Origin of the sequence: Polaromonas sp. C04 (genome assembly GCF_002002705.1) — a bacterium.
Classification (GTDB): domain Bacteria; phylum Pseudomonadota; class Gammaproteobacteria; order Burkholderiales; family Burkholderiaceae_C; genus Rhodoferax_A.
In genome coordinates this window covers 283,477-302,597 of the sequence record NZ_MUNS01000041.1, presented here as the reverse complement: position 1 = coordinate 302,597, position 19,121 = coordinate 283,477, and the positions used below count along the sequence as shown (strand labels likewise).

The 19,121-nt window shown below is 56.3% G+C and carries 17 protein-coding genes; 2 read left to right on the top strand and 15 right to left on the bottom strand.

The window, feature by feature from the left end; translation table 11 throughout:
• Window positions 1-36 precede the first annotated feature (36 nt).
• Entirely contained in the window at window positions 37-1,563 is a 1,527-nt protein-coding gene (locus tag B0E49_RS17835) for a UxaA family hydrolase (protein WP_077564189.1), read from the top strand.
• Window positions 1,564-1,653: 90 nt separating this feature from the next.
• On the top strand, window positions 1,654-2,709 hold the full coding sequence (locus B0E49_RS17830; protein ID WP_077563863.1) for a malate/lactate/ureidoglycolate dehydrogenase: 1,056 nt from the start codon (window positions 1,654-1,656) through the stop codon (window positions 2,707-2,709).
• 50 nt (window positions 2,710-2,759) lie between these two features.
• On the opposite strand, the gene slmA is transcribed toward B0E49_RS17830, so the two are convergent.
• The 15 genes from slmA to B0E49_RS17755 form a co-directional block, all read right to left on the bottom strand.
• Window positions 2,760-3,413 (bottom strand): nucleoid occlusion factor SlmA, encoded by a 654-nt coding sequence (slmA, locus tag B0E49_RS17825; RefSeq protein ID WP_077563862.1) that lies wholly within the window; start codon window positions 3,411-3,413, stop codon window positions 2,760-2,762.
• A gap of 81 nt (window positions 3,414-3,494) precedes the next feature.
• A complete protein-coding gene (gene argB / locus B0E49_RS17820) occupies window positions 3,495-4,385 on the bottom strand; it encodes an acetylglutamate kinase (RefSeq protein ID WP_077563861.1) in 891 nt (296 codons plus the stop codon).
• Complete coding sequence (locus tag B0E49_RS17815) at window positions 4,382-5,527, bottom strand: hypothetical protein (protein WP_077563859.1); 1,146 nt, start codon at window positions 5,525-5,527, stop codon at window positions 4,382-4,384. The genes argB and B0E49_RS17815 overlap by 4 nt, the downstream gene beginning before the upstream one ends.
• A gap of 24 nt (window positions 5,528-5,551) precedes the next feature.
• The gene (locus B0E49_RS17810; protein WP_077563857.1) at window positions 5,552-7,492 is read right to left on the bottom strand and encodes a polysaccharide biosynthesis protein; all 1,941 of its coding nucleotides are present in this window, start codon (window positions 7,490-7,492) and stop codon (window positions 5,552-5,554) included.
• A 60-nt stretch (window positions 7,493-7,552) separates the two neighbouring features.
• Window positions 7,553-8,164, bottom strand: coding sequence for a transcriptional regulator (locus tag B0E49_RS17805; RefSeq protein WP_144264615.1), 612 nt, complete (start codon window positions 8,162-8,164; stop codon window positions 7,553-7,555).
• Between the two features lie 46 nt (window positions 8,165-8,210).
• On the bottom strand, window positions 8,211-8,786 hold the full coding sequence (locus B0E49_RS17800; RefSeq protein ID WP_077563853.1) for a NeuD/PglB/VioB family sugar acetyltransferase: 576 nt from the start codon (window positions 8,784-8,786) through the stop codon (window positions 8,211-8,213).
• Window positions 8,786-9,346: a sugar transferase gene (locus B0E49_RS17795; RefSeq protein WP_077563851.1), complete on the bottom strand. Its 561-nt coding sequence runs from the start codon at window positions 9,344-9,346 to the stop codon at window positions 8,786-8,788. Before B0E49_RS17795 ends, B0E49_RS17800 begins: the two co-directional genes overlap by 1 nt.
• Window positions 9,343-10,290 carry a UDP-glucose 4-epimerase family protein gene (locus B0E49_RS17790; protein WP_286138095.1) on the bottom strand — a complete coding sequence of 316 codons (948 nt, stop codon included), beginning with the start codon at window positions 10,288-10,290 and terminating at the stop codon, window positions 9,343-9,345. Before B0E49_RS17790 ends, B0E49_RS17795 begins: the two co-directional genes overlap by 4 nt.
• A complete protein-coding gene (locus tag B0E49_RS17785; protein ID WP_077563847.1) occupies window positions 10,287-11,057 on the bottom strand; it encodes a glycosyltransferase family 2 protein in 771 nt (256 codons plus the stop codon). Before B0E49_RS17785 ends, B0E49_RS17790 begins: the two co-directional genes overlap by 4 nt.
• Before the next feature lie 2 nt (window positions 11,058-11,059).
• Window positions 11,060-12,193 carry a non-hydrolyzing UDP-N-acetylglucosamine 2-epimerase gene (wecB, locus tag B0E49_RS17780; protein WP_077563846.1) on the bottom strand — a complete coding sequence of 378 codons (1,134 nt, stop codon included), beginning with the start codon at window positions 12,191-12,193 and terminating at the stop codon, window positions 11,060-11,062.
• Window positions 12,190-13,035, bottom strand: coding sequence for a dTDP-4-dehydrorhamnose reductase family protein (locus B0E49_RS17775; RefSeq protein ID WP_077563844.1), 846 nt, complete (start codon window positions 13,033-13,035; stop codon window positions 12,190-12,192). Before B0E49_RS17775 ends, wecB begins: the two co-directional genes overlap by 4 nt.
• A gap of 10 nt (window positions 13,036-13,045) precedes the next feature.
• Complete coding sequence (locus tag B0E49_RS17770; protein ID WP_077563842.1) at window positions 13,046-14,050, bottom strand: polysaccharide biosynthesis protein; 1,005 nt, start codon at window positions 14,048-14,050, stop codon at window positions 13,046-13,048.
• Window positions 14,051-14,185: 135 nt separating this feature from the next.
• Window positions 14,186-15,628 carry a hypothetical protein gene (locus tag B0E49_RS20355; protein WP_168175084.1) on the bottom strand — a complete coding sequence of 481 codons (1,443 nt, stop codon included), beginning with the start codon at window positions 15,626-15,628 and terminating at the stop codon, window positions 14,186-14,188.
• Window positions 15,629-15,931: 303 nt separating this feature from the next.
• Window positions 15,932-17,233: a glycosyltransferase family 2 protein gene (locus B0E49_RS17760; protein ID WP_217349262.1), complete on the bottom strand. Its 1,302-nt coding sequence runs from the start codon at window positions 17,231-17,233 to the stop codon at window positions 15,932-15,934.
• A gap of 26 nt (window positions 17,234-17,259) precedes the next feature.
• On the bottom strand, window positions 17,260-18,816 hold the full coding sequence (locus tag B0E49_RS17755) for a lipopolysaccharide biosynthesis protein (RefSeq protein WP_077563836.1): 1,557 nt from the start codon (window positions 18,814-18,816) through the stop codon (window positions 17,260-17,262).
• Window positions 18,817-19,121: the final 305 nt, after the last annotated feature.

Genomic DNA, 19,121 nt, shown 5'->3' with positions numbered 1-19,121 from the left:
CTCATTCTTTTTTTTACGTCTACATACACATACATCATGAATCCCTTCATCCGCCTGCACCCCCACGACGACGTGCTGATCGCGCGCTCCCAACTGCTCGGTGGCACCACCGTCGAAGGCATTGCCGTGCACGGCCTGATCCCGCCCGGCCACAAGATCGCCACGCACGCCATTGCGACCGGTGAGCCGGTGCGCCGCTACAACCAGATCATCGGTTTTGCGAGCAAGCCGATCGCTGCTGGCGAGCACGTGCACACGCACAACCTCGACATGGGACCAAGCAAGGGCGACTTTGCGCGCGACTATGCGTTCGGCGCCGACGTCAAACCGGAGCCCGCGCGGCGCGAGGCCAGCTTCATGGGCATCCGGCGCGCTGACGGCCGGGTCGCCACGCGCAACTACATCGGCGTGCTGACCAGCGTGAACTGCTCGGCCACAGCCGCGCGCGCCATTGCCGACCATTTCTCGCGCCAGACCAATCCGGGGGCACTGGCTGACTTTCCCAACGTGGACGGCGTGGTGGCGCTGACGCACGGCACCGGCTGCGGCATGGACACCGAGGGCATGGGCATGCAAATCCTGCAGCGCGTGCTGGCCGGCTACGCCACGCACGCCAACTTCGCCGCCGTGCTGGTGGTGGGCCTGGGCTGCGAGGCGAATCAGATCAACGCCTGGCTGGCGCGCAGCAGCCTGCGTGAGGGCGACACCTTCAAGGTGTTCAACATCCAGGACACCGGCGGCACCACCAAGACGGTAGCCAAGGGCGTGGCGCTGATCAACGGGATGCTGCCCCAAGTGAATAACGTGCGGCGCGAACCGTGCAGCGCAGAGCACATCACCATCGGGCTGCAGTGCGGCGGCTCCGACGGCTATTCGGGCATCAGCGCGAATCCGGCGTTGGGCGCCGCTGTGGATTTGCTGGTGGCACATGGCGGCAGCGCGATTCTGAGCGAGACGCCCGAGATCTACGGCGCCGAGCACCTGCTGACGCGCCGCGCCGTGAATCGCGAGGTCGGCGAGAAGCTGATCGCGCGCATCAAGTGGTGGGAGCACTACACCGCGATCAACAGCGGCGAAATGAACAACAACCCCTCGCCCGGCAACAAGGCCGGCGGCCTGACCACCATCCTCGAAAAATCGCTCGGCGCCGTCGCCAAGGGCGGCACCAGCAACCTGCAGGCCGTATACGAATACGCCGAGCCGGTCGACACCCACGGCTTCGTCTACATGGACACGCCCGGCTACGACCCGGTCAGCGCCACCGGCCAGGTCGCGGGCGGCGCGAATCTGATCTGCTTCACCACCGGGCGCGGCTCGGCCTACGGCTGCGCGCCCTCGCCCAGCCTCAAGCTGGCGACCAACTCGGCGCTGTGGCGCAAGCAGGAAGACGACATGGACATCAACTGCGGCGAGATCATCGACGGCACCAGTTCTGTCCCCGAGATGGGCCAGCGCATCTTCGAACTGGTGCTGGCCACCGCCTCGGGTGCGCGCAGCAAAAGCGAGACGCACGGCTACGGCCAGAACGAGTTCGTGCCGTGGCAAGTGGGCGCGGTGATGTAACTATCCCCGTCGTTCCCGCGCCCTTCCCCGTCATTCCCGCGCAGGCGGGAATCCATCGCCGCCCCCACACACCTTCACCGCCAATAATCCATGCCAAAAACCCTCCAAGCCCATGACCTGCGCGCGCAAGTAGCTACCGTTCTAATAGCATCCGGCAGTTCCGCCACCGAGGCCGCCAAGGTCGCCGACAACCTGGTGCTGGCCAACCTCAGCGGCCACGACTCGCACGGTGTGGGCATGCTGCCGCGCTATGTGGACGCGGTGCTGGAGGGCGGCCTCACGCCCAACGCGGCGGTGCAGACCGTGCTCGACGCCGGCAGCCTGCTCACGCTCGACGGCCAGCGCGGCTACGGCCAGGTGGTGGGCGAGCAGGCCATGCAGCTCGGCATCGCGCGCGCCAGGGCATCGGGCAGCTGCATCATGACCCTGCGCAATGCGCACCATCTGGGGCGCATCGGCCACTTTGCCGAGATGGCGGTGGCGCAGGATCTAGTGTCGCTGCACTTCGTCAACGTGCTGTCGCGCCCGGTGGTCGCGCCCTGGGGCGGCGCCGACGGCCGCTACGGCACCAACCCGTGCTGCATCGGCATTCCGCTGGCCGGCCGGGAACCTTTCCTGCTGGACTTTGCGACCAGCCGCGTGGCGCAGGGCAAGATGCGCGTGGCCTACAACAAGGGCGTCCAGGTTGAACCCGGCACGCTGATAGACGAGCACGGCCACCCCACCACCGACCCCGGCGTCGTCGTGGTGCCGCAAAGCAATGGCCTGTTCGGCGCGCTGATGGCGTTCGGCGAATACAAGGGCTACGGCATGGCCGTGGCGTGCGAGCTGCTGGGCGGCGCCTTGAGCGGCGGCGGCACCTGGCACCGCGCCCCCGACAGCGCACGCGCCGTCGTCAACGGCATGCTGACCGTGCTCATCGACCCCGCCAAACTCGGCACCCAGGCCGCGTTCGAACAGGAAGCCGCAGCATTTATCGACTGGTTGAAACAGGGCCCGGTGGCGCCGGGTTTTGACACGGTGCGCGTAGCCGGCGAGCCCGAGCGCGAAGCGCGGCGCATGCGCGCGGTGGATGGCATTACGCTTGACGATCAGACTTGGGCCGAGATGCTGGCGGCGGGCGCCAGGGTGGGCGTGAATTTATAAGGGGAAAGCGGCAGTAGCCCTTGCCCTGCCTAGGCAGGCAGCTTCTTTTTCTATAGCATCAACGCGAGGCTGGCTTCCAGATACTCCGAGGGTGCACGCTTGAAACCCGAGCGCGCAAAGCGCTGCAGCCGGCCCACCACGAAGGCGGTGAGTGCGGACGCCCGCACCTGCGCATCGACACTGGGCGTGGCCGAACCGTTGGCGTCGGCCGCACCGCGCAGGCTTTGTTTGAGGGTCGATTCGATCTTGTCGAAAAACTGGTTCATGCGCTGCTGCAGGCGCTCGTTCTCGAACACCAGCGCGTCGCCCACCATCACGCGCGTCATGCCGGGATTTTTCTCGGCAAACTGCAGCAGCATGTGAACGACCTTGCCGGCCTGGCGGATACCGGCATCGGCGCCGTCCGTCTCGCGCTCGGTGATCTGGTTCACCAGCGAAAACACCGTCTGCTCGATGAACTCGATCAGCCCCTCGAACATCTGCGCCTTGCTCGCAAAGTGGCGGTACAGCGCGGCCTCGCTCACCTCGAGCCGCGCTGCGAGCGCCGCCGTGGTGATACGCTCGGCCCCCGGCTGCTCCAGCATGGTGGCCAGCGCCTGCAGAATCTGCACCCGCCGCTCGCCCGGCTTGGGCCGCTTGCGCGCGGGCACGGCAGCTTCGCTGGCGGGGCTGGCGGAGGGGGTGGTGAGATCGACGTCGGACATGTTTGCAACAAGGTGTAGTCGAATGATTCTCGCACAGCGGTACCAAGGGTTTCTCCGGTACCGGGCCCCGCCCTCACCCCCTCAATGCGAGCGAATCATGGTCCCGTAGGCCTGCTCGGTCAGGATCTCCAGCAGCATCGCGTGCGGCACGCGGCCGTCGATGATGTGCACCGAGTTCACGCCGCTCTTGGCCGCGTCGAGCGCACCGGCAATCTTGGGCAGCATGCCGCCGGAAATCGTGCCGTCGGCAAACAGCGCATCGATCTCGCGCGCGGTCAGGTCGGTCAGCAGCTTGCCGGACTTGTCGAGCACGCCGGGCGTGTTGGTCAGCAGCACCAGCTTCTCGGCCTTGAGCACGATGGCCAGCTTGCCCGCCACCACGTCGGCGTTGATGTTGTAGCTCTCGTTGTGCTCGCCAAAACCAATCGGGCTGATCACGGGAATGAAGGCGTCGTCCTGCAGCGCCTTCACCACGCTCGGGTCGATGCTCACGATGTCGCCGACCTGGCCCACGTCGTGCTCCTTGCTGGGGTCCTGGTTGTCGACCATCTTGAGTTTTTGCGCGCGGATCAGGCCACCGTCGCGCCCCGTCAGCCCCACGGCCTTGCCGCCGGCCTGGTTGATCAGGCCCACGATATCCTGCTGCACCTCGCCGGCCAACACCCATTCGACCACTTCCATGGTTTCGGCGTCGGTCACGCGCATGCCCTGGATGAACTCGCCCTTCTTGCCGAGCCGGTTCAGCGCCGTCTCGATCTGCGGGCCGCCGCCATGCACCACCACCGGGTTCATGCCGACCAGCTTGAGCAGCACCACGTCCTCGGCAAAGTCGGCCTGCAGCGCCGGGTCGGTCATGGCGTTGCCGCCGTACTTGATGACCATGGTCTTGCCATGGAACTTGCGGATGTACGGCAGCGCCTGGGCCAGGATTTCGGCCTTGTCGCGCGGCGCGATCAGTGCGGGGTCGGTCATGTTGCCTCCTTGCTATTGCCCTCTTCCCACAGCATCTGGCGCAGCAGGCCGCGCCAGGCAAACGCGGCGGCCAGCAAGGCCGCCAGCAAGGCGCCCAGGGCGATCACCATGCGCGGGCTGGGGCGCTCGGGGCGGCTGGGTACCGATGGCGTGGCCACAAACTGGGCCTGCGAGAGGAAGCGCGCACTGATCTGCGACACATCGGCCGCCATCGACGACAGCTTTTCTTTTTCGGCATCCGTTTTTGCTGTTTTGGCCAACTGGGTAATCACGCCGGAAACCCGGGTCACGCTGTCGCTGCCACTTTGCGCCTTCCCCACGGCCGCCTCGGCTTCGGCAATCAGGGCTTTGGCGAAGGCTTGCTGTTCGATCTCGCGGTCCAGCCTTTGCAGATTTTCCTTGATGCCAATCACTTCGGACTCCGCGCCGACCAGTTGCGCCATCGGCGTCATGAACTTTTCGTTGTCCTTGCGCACGTCCACCACCTGCTGGCTCTCGCGCCGTGCCGCCTCGGGATAGCTGGCCACAATCACCTTGAGCGCCTTGGCGCGGGTCTGCGCCTGATCGATGTCAAACGCGTACTTGAGCTTGCGTTCGGCCGCCCGGTCGGCAAACCGCCGGCTGTCGGCAGCCCAGCGATAAACCTGGTCGCGCAAGGCCTCGCGCGTCGCCACTTCCTTGAAATACGAACCCATCCACATCGCCACTTGCGCGGCCTGCGCCGGGTCATGGGCGGTATAGCTCAATCTCAAGCCGAGATACACCCTCAGCTTGCGCTCTTGCTCCTGAGGGCTGTCGTCTTTGTTGTACTGATCTAGCTGCAACAGGGCATCCGGCACGTCCTTGGTGTCCGCCTTGCTGATTTTTGGAATCGGGGTGTGCCACTGGCCCTGACCCACGACCGTTTCCAGTTGCTGCATCTCATTGGCAGTCAGCCCCGGCAGCGGCACTACGCCAGCCATCTGGCGCAGGCTGGCCGGCGTGTTCGCCAGCTCGGTAAACCGCTTGTACTCGGCCGGGGCCAACTCCATGCCGAGCACGCCCTCGGACTTGTAGCGCAACAGCGGGCCGTAACCCAAAACGCCGCCGAGCACCGCGCCCAGCACGGCGGCAATGACGACCAACCCTATCTTCCTGTTCATAGACACTCCAAAATTTGCGGGCCATCATGCCACGCGATTTTCCTGCTCCGGCGCGTAGCCGCTTACCAATTGCATAAATATGTTTCTGATCGTCGCGGCATCGTTGCCGTTGGCGGCACGACGCAAGACCGCCAGCGATTTCTCGAGCTCGCCCCAGGCGACAAAATCTTCATGCGCCTTCATGATCCGCTCGTGCGCCGTGGGCGCCGGGTCGTCGCCGATCAGCAGTTCCTCGTACAGCTTTTCACCGGGGCGCAGGCCGACCACCTGGATCTCGATATCGCCATCCGGATGCTCCGCATCACGCAACGATAAGCCCGACAACTGAACCATGCGCCGCGCCAGGTCCATGATCTTGACGGGCTGGCCCATGTCCAGCACAAACACATCACCGCCTTCCGCCATGGCGCCGGCCTGCAGCACCAGTTGCGCCGCCTCGGGAATGGTCATGAAATAGCGCGTCACCTCTTCGTGCGTGACGGTGACCGGGCCACCCGCCATCAACTGCTTGCGAAACAGCGGGACCACGCTGCCGCTGCTGCCCAGCACATTGCCGAAACGCACCATCGAAAAGCGCGTCTGGTTTGGCACCTCCGGGCCGGCCTGGCCATCCAGCGCACAGAAGCGCACGCGGGGGCTGGCCGCGAGCGCCTGCAACACCAGCTCGGCCATGCGCTTGGTGGCGCCCATGACGTTGGTGGGCCGCACGGCCTTGTCGGTCGAGATCAGTACAAAATTTTCTACCGCCGTCTCAATCGCAACGCGCGCAATGTTCAAGGTGCCCAGCACGTTGTTCAGCACGCCTTCTGTCGGGTTGCTCTCGACCATGGGCACGTGCTTGTAGGCTGCGGCGTGGTAGACGGTGGCCGGCTGGTAGTGCCGGCATATGTCCTTCATACGCTCGTAATTGCGCACGCTGCCCAGCAGCGGCGTCAACTGCACGGGCAGTGCAGCTTCGGCGCACAGGCCCAGCAGCTCGCCGTGAATGGCATAGAGGCCAAATTCATTGTGATCCACGAGCACCAGTTGGCGCGGCTTTTCCAGAATGATCTGGCGGCACAGTTCCCCCCCGATACTGCCACCCGCCCCGGTGACCAGCACCGTCTTGCCGGCCAGGTGGCGCGCCAGCAGGGCCGGATTCGGCGGCACCGGGGCGCGCCCCAGCAGGTCTTCCACGTCCAGCTCCTGGAAGTCCTGCATGGTGACCCGCCCCGCCGCCAGGTCGCCCATGCCGGGCAAGGTGCGCACGTGCACCGGCAGGCTACGCAGGCTGTCGATGATCTCGTTGCGCCGCGCGCGGCCCACCACGGGCATGGCCAGCAGGATATCGGTCACTCCCATGCGCTCGACGGCGCCGGGCACCTCGGCCGGCGTCATGATGTCGACCCCGTTGATGCTTTGCCCGGCCTTGGACACATCGTCGTCAATAAACCCGAGCAGCACAAACTGCCGGGCCACGCCCAGCGCCAGTGCGGTTTGCACCCCCGCCTCGCCCGCACCGTAGATCAGCATGCGCCCCTCGGCCTGGCGCTTTTTTCCTCCCACCCCGGCCAGCCAGAAACGCGCCATGGCACGGCTGCTGCCCACCAGTAGCAGGAACAACAGCGGCTGGATCAGCCCGACGGTGCGCGGCACGCCCTGCCATTTGAAATACAGCAGCGAGCCAAAAAACAGGGCCGCGTAAAGGGCGATTGCCTTGGCTGTGCTGGCCATGGCCGCCATGCCGGTGTAGCGAAAGATCGCGCGGTACAGCCCGAACCGGACAAAGACCGGCACCGCGAGCAACGGCGCCAGGACGTAGACATATTTTTGCTGATCCCGCGGCCAGCCGACCTGGTCCACCCGCAAGTAAAAGGCCGCCCAGACCGAGAACAGCGCCAGACAGATATCCAGCAGCATGACCACCAGGCGTTTGGCGGGGCGCGGCAGCGCCAGCAAAGGGGCCGCTGATTTTTGAAATGGCATCTGGATTTCTTTTCAACTTCTTATTTCGCGTGCATTTACTGTTCCACCAATGCCTGCACATCAGCGATCAGGCTGGGCACCAAAGTGCACAGCTCCTGGCTCATGGGCATCTCCAATTAACGCAACGGTCGGCTGCGAAAAGACACGATTGACGAACGAATCGGGCTCGGCTCGGCGTCGCTCAAACTCCTGGGGCGTATAGCAGCTTGGATTGATTTTTCGGCCCAATAGCGCCTCTACCGGTACAAGCCGCTCCAGAACGTCGCCCAGCAAGAGATCGGTCCCAACCAGCATCACATCAATATCGCTTTGCGCGGTGTCGGTTTGTCTGGCCACCGAACCATAAAGCCACGCAGCTTGCAGATGCGGCGTCAAAGGCATCAATGCATCCCGCAACAGGGGCACCGCGCCAAGCGCCTTGCGCGTCAATGCGACCAATTCAGCAAAAACGGGGCTTTGCGGATTGGCGCTGAAACGCCGCAGGTTGCCGACCCGCTCTGAATGCACCAGCCCCGCATCGGTCAAGCGATTGAGCTCCCGCTGCAGGGAAGCACTGCCCAAGCCGGTGAGACGCCGCAATTCGCTCAGGTGGTAGCTGCGCTCAGGCTGCCCAAACAGCCATGGATAAACCCTGGACTGGCTCTCCGAAAAGAAGGCTTCAGCGATCGACATGATCAAATTTTAGCACGATCATGCCAATTATTGGCACATAAACTTTTCATTTCTTACTCAAGGCTTGCCCGGGCGCCAGTACAAAACCGGCCTCCACCTTCACGCCATAACCCAGGACCGATCCCGCCTGCATCCAGGCGCCGCGCCCCAAGACCGAACCCCCCGCCATGCCGGCGTTCACGCCCAAATGGCCGAAATCTTCGACCCGGCAGTGGTGGTCCACCACCGCCCCGCAATTGACGATCACACCTGCCCTCAATTGCGCCTCGGTGCCAACGATGGCCCCTGCCATGATGGCACTCCCGGCGCCAATGACAGCCCGGGGCGAGACCACGGCTTTGGGGTGAATAGTGGTCGCCAATTCAAAGCCTGCCGCGTCAAGCCTGGTGTACAACTCCTCGCGAAGGCGGTTGTTGCCAACGGCAACAATGGCGGCATCCGCCTGCTGCCGGTAACGGGCCAGGTTCACCGTCGTCCCGAAAACCGGCCACTCCCATACCTGGCGCAAGCCCGGGGCCGCATCGTCCACAAAGCCCACCAATCTGTACTGGCCAGCCGCAAGTACGGCCTCCGCTACCGAACGGCCATGCCCCCCAGCCCCCACAATCAGCAAGCTTTTCATCAGTGGGAAACTCCATCCCGGCGCAACACCTTCACAAACGTCATCCACAGAATGCGCACGTCAAACCCCAGCGATTGACGCTGCAGGTATTCCACATCCAGCTTGACCTTGTCAGGAATGGGCAGTTCATCGCGCCCATTCACCTGCGCCCATCCCGTGAGCCCGGGCACCAGCTCATGCACCCCATGCTGCGTGCGCAGGGCAATCAGATCCTGCTGATTGAACAAGGCGGGGCGGGGCCCCACAAAGCTCATGTCGCCCACCAGAATGCTCCACAACTGCGGCAGCTCGTCCAGACTGCTCTTGCGCAAAAAGGAGCCTATGGGTGTCAGATACGCCGTGGGGTCCGGCAGCAAGTGGGTAGCGACGGCCGGTGTGCCGATGCGCATGCTGCGGAACTTGGGCATCTTGAAAATCTTGTTGCCCCGGCCTACCCGGTCGGACCAATACAGGGCAGGCCCTTTCGAAGTCAGGCGCACTGCCATGGCCACTACCGCGACCGGCACCAGCAAGATTGCGCCAGCGCACAACGCCAGCGCCAAATCAAATAGACGCTTCACGCCAGATACCCCTGCGCCGCCTTCTTCAGCCCCTCATCGACAGACACAGGCGGGCTCCACCCCAGCAGCTGTCGCGTCTTGGATATGTCCACTTGCAAAGAGTCGCACAAGCGCTGCGCCACATCGGGCTTGCCCACCAATGCCGCACCGAGTTTGATCAACATCGGCGGAACAGGAATCAAACGTGCCGGCTTGCCCAAGGCCTGCCCCATACGCTGCAGCAATTGCGTCGTTGACAGATCTTCGCCATCGGAAACCAGAAACGTCTGATTTTCGGCTGCGGGGTGGCACAGACAGATCTCGATTAGGTGCAGCAGGTTGTCCAGTCCGACGAAGCTGCGCTGATTATGGATGGCCCCAAGAGGCAGCGGCACGCCGCGGCGCAACCAGCGTATCAAGGTACTGAAATTCCCCGGCGCACCCGGTCCATAAACAAGCGGCGGACGAATAATCACCACTTCCATGCCGGTTTCGGCGGTCAGAGCCCGCAAGCCCAGTTCGGCTTCGTGCTTGGAGACCGCGTAGGGGCTATGGGGTACGACAGTGCCGTCTGCGACGAAGGGCCGAGTAAAGGTCTCGGCACCGTTCACGCCGATCGAACTGAGAAAGATGAAGCGGCGCACATGGGCTGCGGCAGCTTGCCGAGCCAAATTTAGGGTTCCAGCGGTATTGACGTAGCGATGTTCCATCAACGCGTTGGTCGCGGTATCGCGTGTCAGATGCACCCGGGCCGCAGTGTGGACAATGACATCCATGCCCGCCACGGCCCCTCGCCAGTCCGCTGTCGGTGCCAAGTCACCGGCAAAAAGCGGCACTGCACCGGGGGCAGCCCCGCTAAAACCATCCCTTGCGGTGCCAGACAAAGCATTTCTTCTGTCGAGCTGGAGGCGCCGCACAAGTGCGCTGCCGATAAAGCCCGATGCGCCAGTGACAAGAATTTTCAATTCACCGCTTCCCCTGGGCGCGAAAAAAACTGCCGACCGCGCGAAATCATTTTGCCGCCGAGGAATGAAAGCAAGGACGGTTGCACGCCATGCTTCTTGAACGCCCGCCATATTTCGCGATTTTGATTGACTATATTTTCGAAACTCCGGTTGGTCGTTCCTCCCATGCGCATCTTCACAAGCACATGGGGCAGGTACGCCGCCGGGACATCATGCGCGACGAGAAAGCGCAACATCAACTCCATATCCGCCGCGATCCTGAAGTCCAGGTCAAAACCACCAAAGCGTTCGTACACACTGCGGCGTGCAAAAAAGGTGGGGTGGGGCGGACACCAGCCACGCAGGAAAAGTTCCGGTTTGAATTCCGATGACTTCCAGTAACGCACAACACTGTCGGTATCGTCCTGCTTGACATAGCAAAGATCACCATAGCAGGCATCAATCGTTGAGTCCTCGAACGTGCGCGCCACCCGCTCAACCACCCCGGGATCGGCGTAAAAGTCGTCGGCGTTGATAAACCCTATGACGTCGCCCGTCGCAAGGTGAATGCCTTTGTTCATCGCGTCGTATATCCCTTGGTCGGGCTCCGAAACGAATTGCGCGACGTGCGCTTCGTACTTGCTCACAATCCCGGCAGTGCCGTCTCGTGAGCCGCCATCGATGATGATGTATTCGATAGATTCATGGGTCTGCGAGATGACCGACTTGATCGTGTCTTCTATGGTTTTTTCGCCATTGAAGCAAACCGTGATGAGGGAGATTTTCATACTCATAGCGATTTCTTCCAAACATTCCTATTTACATAATCAGAATAGCTGAGAATTATTCGAAGAACTTTCTGAGAAACGTTTTCAACATCATAATCACTCACTATTTTGAAACAATCACGGCGCTCGTTAAATTGAGCCACCACAACTTCTATAGATTTTATGACGGATTCCGCCTCTAAGCCACACATAATAAGAGTTCCATCATCCATCCCTTCCGGCCGCTCATGGGCCTGTCGGATGGTTACAGCCGGGAAATTAAGTATAGATGACTCCTCCGTTATTGTTCCACTATCGGAGATAACGCAGAATGCATTCTCTTGTAGTCTAATGTAGTCTGGAAAGCCAAGCGGTTTAAGAAATTTAACACGCCTGTCCAAGTTCAACAGACCTCTTTCCTCGAGTCGCTTTCTAGTGCGTGGATGAGTAGAGACAATCACATGTTTATCAAACCGCTCAGCAACGGCAGAAAGGGATTTCAACAAATTGTTGAAATTCAATTCACTGTCAACATTCTCCTCCCGGTGCGCGCTAACTACAAAATACTCCCCTTGTTCCAACTCCAGACGTTGTAAAACACCCGAGGCAGCTATTAATTTTGCGTAATGTGAAAGAACCTCCTTCATCGGTGAGCCTGTTTTTATAATCATTTCCGGATGCAATCCCTCCGCCAACAAATAGCGACGGGCATGTTCCGTATAGGTTATGTTGATATCACTGATATGGTCAACTATTTTACGGTTAATCTCTTCCGGAACCCGTAAGTCGAAGCAGCGGTTGCCGGCTTCCATATGGAAAATTGGTATTTTGCGACGTTTTGCCGCTATTGCGGCAAGGCAGCTATTAGTGTCTCCTAGCAGAAGCAGAGCATCCGGCTGTTCCACTGCAAGCACATTGTCGGATTTCGCTATGATATTTCCGATGGTTTGAGCTACGTTCTCACCGGCAGCTTCCAAAAAATAATCCGGCTTCCTTATTCCAAGTTCATTGAAAAATATACCATTTAGCTCATAGTCGTAGTTCTGACCAGAATGCACCAGAATATGCGTCACATGTCGATCAAGTTCATCAATAACTCTGCTTAGCTTGATGAGCTCCGGTCGTGTCCCAACAATACTCATTACCTTCATAGTCATATCCTTAACTCCTCAACCATGGCGGGCCAAGTTGGAGGAATGTAGTTAAATTCAGCCCGGAAGCGCGATGAATCTAGACTTCGGTCACAGAAAAATCCATCTTCCGGAATTACTTCGATTTGATGTTTAAGTATTTTTTTTATCAAAAGCAGTAATTCATACTTACTGATTGGGTCGCTTGATACTTGATAGATACCTGAGGCGTCCGGGAAACTTTCAAGCATCATTTCAATAATCCGACTCATCTCCAAGGTCGTAAAACCGGTATAAATTGCTTTGGTAAAACCCTTTACTGCTCCAGATTGGCTAAGAAACCAATCCAAAAGGCTTGTGTGTCGCGAAAGCTCTCGACCAATAATTGACGTGCGCAAGGTCAAGCTGTTGACTTCGTGAATCTCGCCAAGATATTTCGTCCTTCCGTAAAGATCTTCAGCGTCAGAAGGGTCACTTTCAACATATGAACCTTTCTTCCCCGAAAAAATGCAATCGGTACTCAGATGAATTAACCGTGCACCGATACCTTTGCAAAGGACTGCCAGCCGATGTGGCAAAAGGGCATTGACCTCTAAGCTGGTTATGCAATCCTTAGCAGCCGGCCTTTGCTTGACAATTCCAACAGCATTAATAACAGCCTGCGGCCTAAAATCAGCCATTACTTCCGTAATCCTCCCCAAGGAGCGAATATCAATAGCATCATACACGTCTTCCTTGTTAAACATGCCAAATCGAATATAAGCACTAAAATCTTGACGTAGCGTTACCTTTACTTTATGTCGGGGCCGCAAATGTTTCAATAATTGGTGCCCAAGCATACCATCGCCGCCCAAAATCAATATACGCATACTACGCCCCTCAAAGTTCTTGTCGAACAAATTCCAACTGCAAGAGCTTCTCTTTAATTTCCGGCACAGTCAGCCGCTGAGTGTTATGGGAGTTATAATCATCGAGATTCGAAATCTTCTCTTCTCCTTCAGTGAAATACTTTCCATAATTCAAATCACGATCATCCGGCATAATTCGATAATAATCACCCATATCTTCCGCCTTAGATAATTCCTCGCGCGTCAACAAGGTTTCATATAATTTCTCACCATGGCGCGTTCCTATGACATTTATATTATTATTTGCACTAAATAATTCTCTTACGGCCAACGCCAAGTCCATGATGGTGGAAGCCGGCGCCTTTTGAACAAAGATGTCACCTTGACGGGCATTGCAAAAAGCATACAACACCAGGTCCACGGCGTCATCAAGGGACATAAGAAAGCGCGTCATATTCGGATCAGTAACTGTAAGTGGTTTTCCCTCACGAATTTGCTTGATGAATAATGGAATAACGGAGCCACGGGATGCCATAACGTTGCCATATCGTGTTCCCGTATAGATTGTTCTGTCTTCACTGGTCATGCGAGCTTTTGCAACCATTAATTTCTCCATCATTGCCTTGGATATTCCCATGGCATTGATCGGGTAAACCGCTTTGTCCGTACTAAGACATATGATTTTCTTTACATTGTTGGCTAATGCAGCATTTAAAACGTTTTCCGCGCCCAGAACATTGGTACGCACGGCCTCCATAGGGTAGAACTCGCAGGATGGAACCTGTTTCAAGGCCGCCGCATGAAATATAAAATCAGCGCCATCTGAAGCGGAACATACGCTTTCGTAATTGCGGACATCCCCAATATAAAACTTGACTTTACTATTATTTAACTCAATACGCATGTCTTCTTGTTTCTTCTCGTCACGACTAAAGACACGTATTTCTTTAATGTTAGTATGAAGAAATCGCCGTAGAACGGCATTACCGAAAGATCCGGTGCCGCCAGTGATGAGCAGTGTTTTATTGTTAAACATGATGATGTCTGGATAGTTGTGTGTTAATTAATGATTTAAGAAATAAAACAAAGATTTGAATCTTAAGGAAGATGTCAAAGAGTTCGAGCGTTTTTCGATGACGATGAACAACGAGGAGCAACCAAGGCAGTTATCTCAAGACGGATTTGTTAACTTAGATTGCCGCCTCAATGGAATAAATCTCCTCGCCAACTCAACTACCAGCAGGGTCGGTAAAAGAATCTTTAGCAACGGCGTCAAGAGGTATAGCACGGAATATTTCAATGTCAAAATACATGTTGCGTAACAATAGGCATAAATAACCATCCCCCACCATTTGTCTTTCCGGCGTAAAAACCAGCGAACTAGGTAGGCGAAAAATGCACCATTAATCAGGCTGCGAGCTAACAAATCAATTTCTCCGCCCCAGATCGCGCTGTCCGCGATTGGGCCCAAGGTTTCTGGAGGAACAACGGCGCCCGGGAAGTAGTTCCGGGCGTACCAATACTGCGGGTTCCATCGCGTGTGATCTATGAACGGAATAAGGGGAAGGAAGTCATCGAAGAACATTGGCCATTCCCTTGGTGGCAGTGACCTTTGCGCCCGTTCTTCATATAGATGAAAGCCGGTGAAATAAACCGCTCCGAGCTCGGACGCCGGCATGGCGCCTCTCTCCGATACAGTGTTTTGAGCTGCAGTCAAACTAAAGCCCGACGCGCGGAATAACTCCACCGCCGAAAACAGCATGGCAATGGCAATAAAGGAAATCAGCCCTTTTTTTAACGTTATTGGTTTCACTAGGAAATGATACAGACACACCACACCAATCAGAATAGTAAACGCCTCTATTCTTGATCCGAAAGAATAAATCATTTCGTAAAGGCAAATAGTCGGGGTGATTATAATAATAAGGAATTTATATTTCTTATAATCTCTGAATAAGAAAGTGATAAGTATAAAATATCCTCCGGCTTTAAGTACCAAGCATATATAGACAAATCTTAAATAAAACCAAGAAAGGTGATCAAATCGGGCGTAGTTTTCGTAATAAGTAGAAACCGGTGCAGATAGCAAGGTAATAGCCAAAATACAAAAGGCGATCACGCCGCAAGTGAAAACAATTGTAAGACCACTTTTTCCATCCCGATCCTCGATCGAAATCGGCCCAGACGTCCTTCGACCGCGTACAAGGAGATATCCAGTTGCGACCCCGAACATAAACAGAGCATGTCGCCACAGGTGTATTCCTAATTTGGAGGATGATGGCGCCAGTCGTCCAAGTTTCTCCCAACCTGGGGCGAGATTTAGGTCAACCGTGAGGAAAGTGAATGCGGGAAGAATAGTATATGCAACCACTATAGCTATATAAAGAAACCCAAGCTCACCTGTTAAGTTGCTGCGAGTTCTCCATTTTAAGATCATAGAAAATAGAAAAAAGATGACAACCGTAGCCAAAGTTGGCAGTAGGATATCTAAGGTCTTTTCTGGCAGTGTCGAGATTAATGAAATACAAATGATGCATGCCGATGTTAATAGAATCGACATGATCGTGACGAGTTGTTTTTTAGTGATTATGGCGAAATGAGGCGATGATTTCATGGAGCGAATTCCGTTATCGAATAAGTTATCAATATTATTGGATAATTTCATTGAGCCATTGGAGTGATCACTGAAATAAGTTTAATCCAATGAGCATAAGAGCGTGACCATTCTTCGAACTTGATAATCTCCACCGTGTTATGGCTTTCTGAATGAAGATATTACTAAGAACATCATTCATCCTTGGTGAGCGATCTGACCAACGAATCCAGAATGTAGAACTTTTGAGGTTTACTCCGGGTTTTTTACTATACCCTCCGCTGCCCCCCCCGTCATCATCGCGCATTCATTGCCCGCTTTGCGTTACGATACTGGAGGTTGAGCTGGTTTCACATCCGGCCAAGCTGAATCTGGCGGAAACCGTCCACCTTTGCGCAGGGAAATCAGCCGATATGCCAGGGAGTTGGTTAGCATGCCCCAGATGGACGAAAGAGTAACCTTGGGTATTATTTGATGCATGTAATGAGCCACGTACGCTGCGTCGAATATATTTTTAATCCCGTAGTGGTTGCAGTCTAGGAAGATCATCCTTGGACTGATACCGTTGCCTTCAAATGGTTCCTTTTTCAGATAGCGCCGCGTTTGACTTACGCGTTTGCGGAAGAATTCGCCTTGTCCGTGCTGTTCTGCGATCTGGTTAAGAATCGTCAGCTCGCGAGCGAGTCGACTCTCCGCATACAGACCATGCGCAAGTTCATCCAAGCTTTTCAGTAACAAGTCACGGTAATCGATGGGTGGAAAATTCCCCGGCCAACCCGGCAGATCCCTAGCAGTGAGAAGATAATCGGCGGTCATCAGGGAAATGAGCGGTGAGTATGGTTGGGCAGCAAGTTCCGCATGCATAGGTGTGCGGGACGTGTCCCTAAAGAAGGCTTCCGACTGCTTCGTTGCCTTATCGCCACTTGCAAGGTAACCCATCCCCTGTGAGGTGGGGGAAACACCGTATATTGAGAAGGGTTTCCCCGAAAATGCATAACTCGAAATCTCACCCGCCAATACGATTCCGGAATATCCATCCGGGGTCGGACAGGAATAGAACCGTCGATCCACGGACCGGCTCCGCACCTTTTCGACTAATCGAGTCGAAGTCACACCTTTTACATAGAACATAGGCGATTCAAGATCGCTAAGATAATTTAGATTCTTGGCTTGTTTTTCCAAGAAGTCCTTCGACTGGATGATTCGTCCACCACGCTCTCTGTTTAACATCAACTGGCCTGCTTCTGTCTTGGCATTGGCGTAGGAGAACACCGGGGCTGGCCAGGCGAGCATTTCCTGACCAGTCTCTTGAAGAACATCCCGCATTCCACTGATACCATAGGGCAAGAGTCCGTCATCCCCTCCCAAGGCGATGACGTACCCAGGTTTGACCTGATTTAGAGCAAACTCGAAGTTATCTCGCATGCCGGCATAAGTGCTTGGTGAGACGTAGCGAATTCTTGAATCCTTGCGGGCGGCCTCCTCGACAACTTCGCGAGTTCTGTCCGTGCTGCCATCATCGGAAACGATGATTTCAAGGTTCTCATAGTCCTGCAATGAACAGGTCCTAAGGGTGTGATGAAGGTATTCCGCCCGGTCTTTGACGGGAATAATGACTGTAAACAAAGGATTCTTATCTTGATTTACCATAATTACTTTCGGAGAATATTATCTGAGGCCGGTTGGGTATCCCTATGGTGACGGCTAAAATTAAAGAGCAGGTTTGCGGAAATCACGACCAATCCGGTAGCTCCGATCCAGCACAGACTAACCCACTTGTTCATGTTATGCGGCATCAGCCACCAAGAGAGTCCGATCAAGGGAAGGCCAACCAACAGTGGTGGCAACAGGACTGTGCGATACCAGTCAAGCAGATCTTCAATCAATAGGCGTCTGTGCATGAGCCACAACCCCAATGTGATATCAGAGACCCCATGCAGAACCCAGACCGCCGTCGCCCCGACGGTCCCAAATACGTTTATGCCCCAAACCATGATGGGAGCACCCATCACCAGGGCGCCCGTAATCATCGCAGCATGAAGGCGAGTCCAGCCATGAGCTTGCTGAAAGGCGGCGGGTAGCCACACAAGACCTGAACAAGTTACTCCAATCAGGAGCCATCTAAACACATCGACAATTGTTTTGTCGTATTTTCCAAGCCAAGCGAGAAAAATATAGGGGGCAAACAGCCACCCAATGATTCCCAAGGGAACAATGACGAGGGCCATTAACCGACAACTTCGGAAGTACTCATCCCGTAACCGTTTAGTATTTCCCGACGACACGAGCTCAGAGTATCGTGGGAAAAATGCACGGTAGAACGGTTGAATTCCCATTTGTAGAAGTCCTGTGGCAGTGAATGCCACAGCGTACTTTCCGAGCTCTTCCGTCGAAACCATTTTGCTGAGCGCAATTCGATCGGCATTTGCCAGTAGTACAGACGCAGCGGCTGTCAGCGCCATGCCTGCGGAAAAACGCCACAACCGTTGAAACATCTCCAATCGAAAGGCTGGCGGCCGGCCAGCCGACTCGGAGACCATCCCCCACACCACCCACCGAGTAGCGAAGGTCTGGATCGCCGCGACCAGCGCCTGAGCGGCGAAGAACCAGACTAGGTCGGCTCGCCAAAACAGCACGGCGATACCGCTGCCGTAACGAAGACTGCTCCACATGATTTGCAGGGCGTTCATTCGCCCGTGCTCCTGGAGACCTATCAAACCGTTCGAATAAAGGGCATAGGGAAACTGTAGCCCCAGGGCGATCGCCATTAACCGGAGAGCACTGGTTATAGAAGCATTCGGTAACGTGACGGATTTGAGCCAATGGTCGGCGACCCATCCAGCTGCCAACACAAGTACCATGGCCAATAATGCCGCGACTACCCAATAAACAAGCTCCAGGGTTCTCAGTAGATCGCGCTTAAATTCAAGACCGTTGCGGTCTCGCCGGGAATCGGCGAACTCCCTGACCAAGGTGGCACCCATCCCAGCGTCCAAGAGCCCCATCATGACCTGCATCATTAACCATAGGCCCAGAATACCGTAACCCTCAAGGCCCAGACGTGAGACATACCATGGTGTGGCGAGAACGATCAGCACTCCAGCCCAAGCCCCACCGAGCAGGTTCCATAGGACGTTTTTTACTGGTCGGCTGAATGAGAGTGGGGCAGCTAGCCTCTGATGAGCGATTCCAATGATTCTTTTCAGCATGTCAGCCCATCCAGCGAACAGTCAGGGCTTGTCCACAGGCCAAAACTAGAGTCGCATTCAAAAAGCCAAAAATGCGCGGGGCTTGGAATAGTACGTCGACACTCCTCTGTGATGAAGTGGAGCCACACAGAAAACGCCTTGCTCACCATTGGAATTCCATACTGGTCAGTTTATAGGTTGGCGCGCTATCACCCGCTCAGGCTCACTCGCCATCGCGGCGCGGGGCACCACATTTTGCGTGACTACTGCGCTCAAACCTACTACCGCGCTGCGGCTGATGTGCTGTGAAGGAGTGCTCAGTGCGT

Excerpts from the sequence above, each read along its gene's own strand:
- B0E49_RS17835 (WP_077564189.1), top strand. The coding sequence starts at position 37 with ATGAATCCCTTCATCCGCCTGCACCCCCACGACGACGTGCTGATCGCG.
- B0E49_RS17830 (WP_077563863.1), top strand. The coding sequence starts at position 1,654 with ATGCCAAAAACCCTCCAAGCCCATGACCTGCGCGCGCAAGTAGCTACC.
- slmA (WP_077563862.1), bottom strand. The coding sequence starts at position 3,413 with ATGTCCGACGTCGATCTCACCACCCCCTCCGCCAGCCCCGCCAGCGAA.
- argB (WP_077563861.1), bottom strand. The coding sequence starts at position 4,385 with ATGACCGACCCCGCACTGATCGCGCCGCGCGACAAGGCCGAAATCCTG.
- B0E49_RS17815 (WP_077563859.1), bottom strand. The coding sequence starts at position 5,527 with ATGAACAGGAAGATAGGGTTGGTCGTCATTGCCGCCGTGCTGGGCGCG.
- B0E49_RS17810 (WP_077563857.1), bottom strand. The coding sequence starts at position 7,492 with ATGCCATTTCAAAAATCAGCGGCCCCTTTGCTGGCGCTGCCGCGCCCC.
- B0E49_RS17805 (WP_144264615.1), bottom strand. The coding sequence starts at position 8,164 with ATGTCGATCGCTGAAGCCTTCTTTTCGGAGAGCCAGTCCAGGGTTTAT.
- B0E49_RS17800 (WP_077563853.1), bottom strand. The coding sequence starts at position 8,786 with ATGAAAAGCTTGCTGATTGTGGGGGCTGGGGGGCATGGCCGTTCGGTA.
- B0E49_RS17785 (WP_077563847.1), bottom strand. The coding sequence starts at position 11,057 with ATGAAAATCTCCCTCATCACGGTTTGCTTCAATGGCGAAAAAACCATA.
- wecB (WP_077563846.1), bottom strand. The coding sequence starts at position 12,193 with ATGACTATGAAGGTAATGAGTATTGTTGGGACACGACCGGAGCTCATC.
- B0E49_RS17775 (WP_077563844.1), bottom strand. The coding sequence starts at position 13,035 with ATGCGTATATTGATTTTGGGCGGCGATGGTATGCTTGGGCACCAATTA.
- B0E49_RS17770 (WP_077563842.1), bottom strand. The coding sequence starts at position 14,050 with ATGTTTAACAATAAAACACTGCTCATCACTGGCGGCACCGGATCTTTC.
- B0E49_RS20355 (WP_168175084.1), bottom strand. The coding sequence starts at position 15,628 with ATGAAATCATCGCCTCATTTCGCCATAATCACTAAAAAACAACTCGTC.
- B0E49_RS17755 (WP_077563836.1), bottom strand. The coding sequence starts at position 18,816 with ATGCTGAAAAGAATCATTGGAATCGCTCATCAGAGGCTAGCTGCCCCA.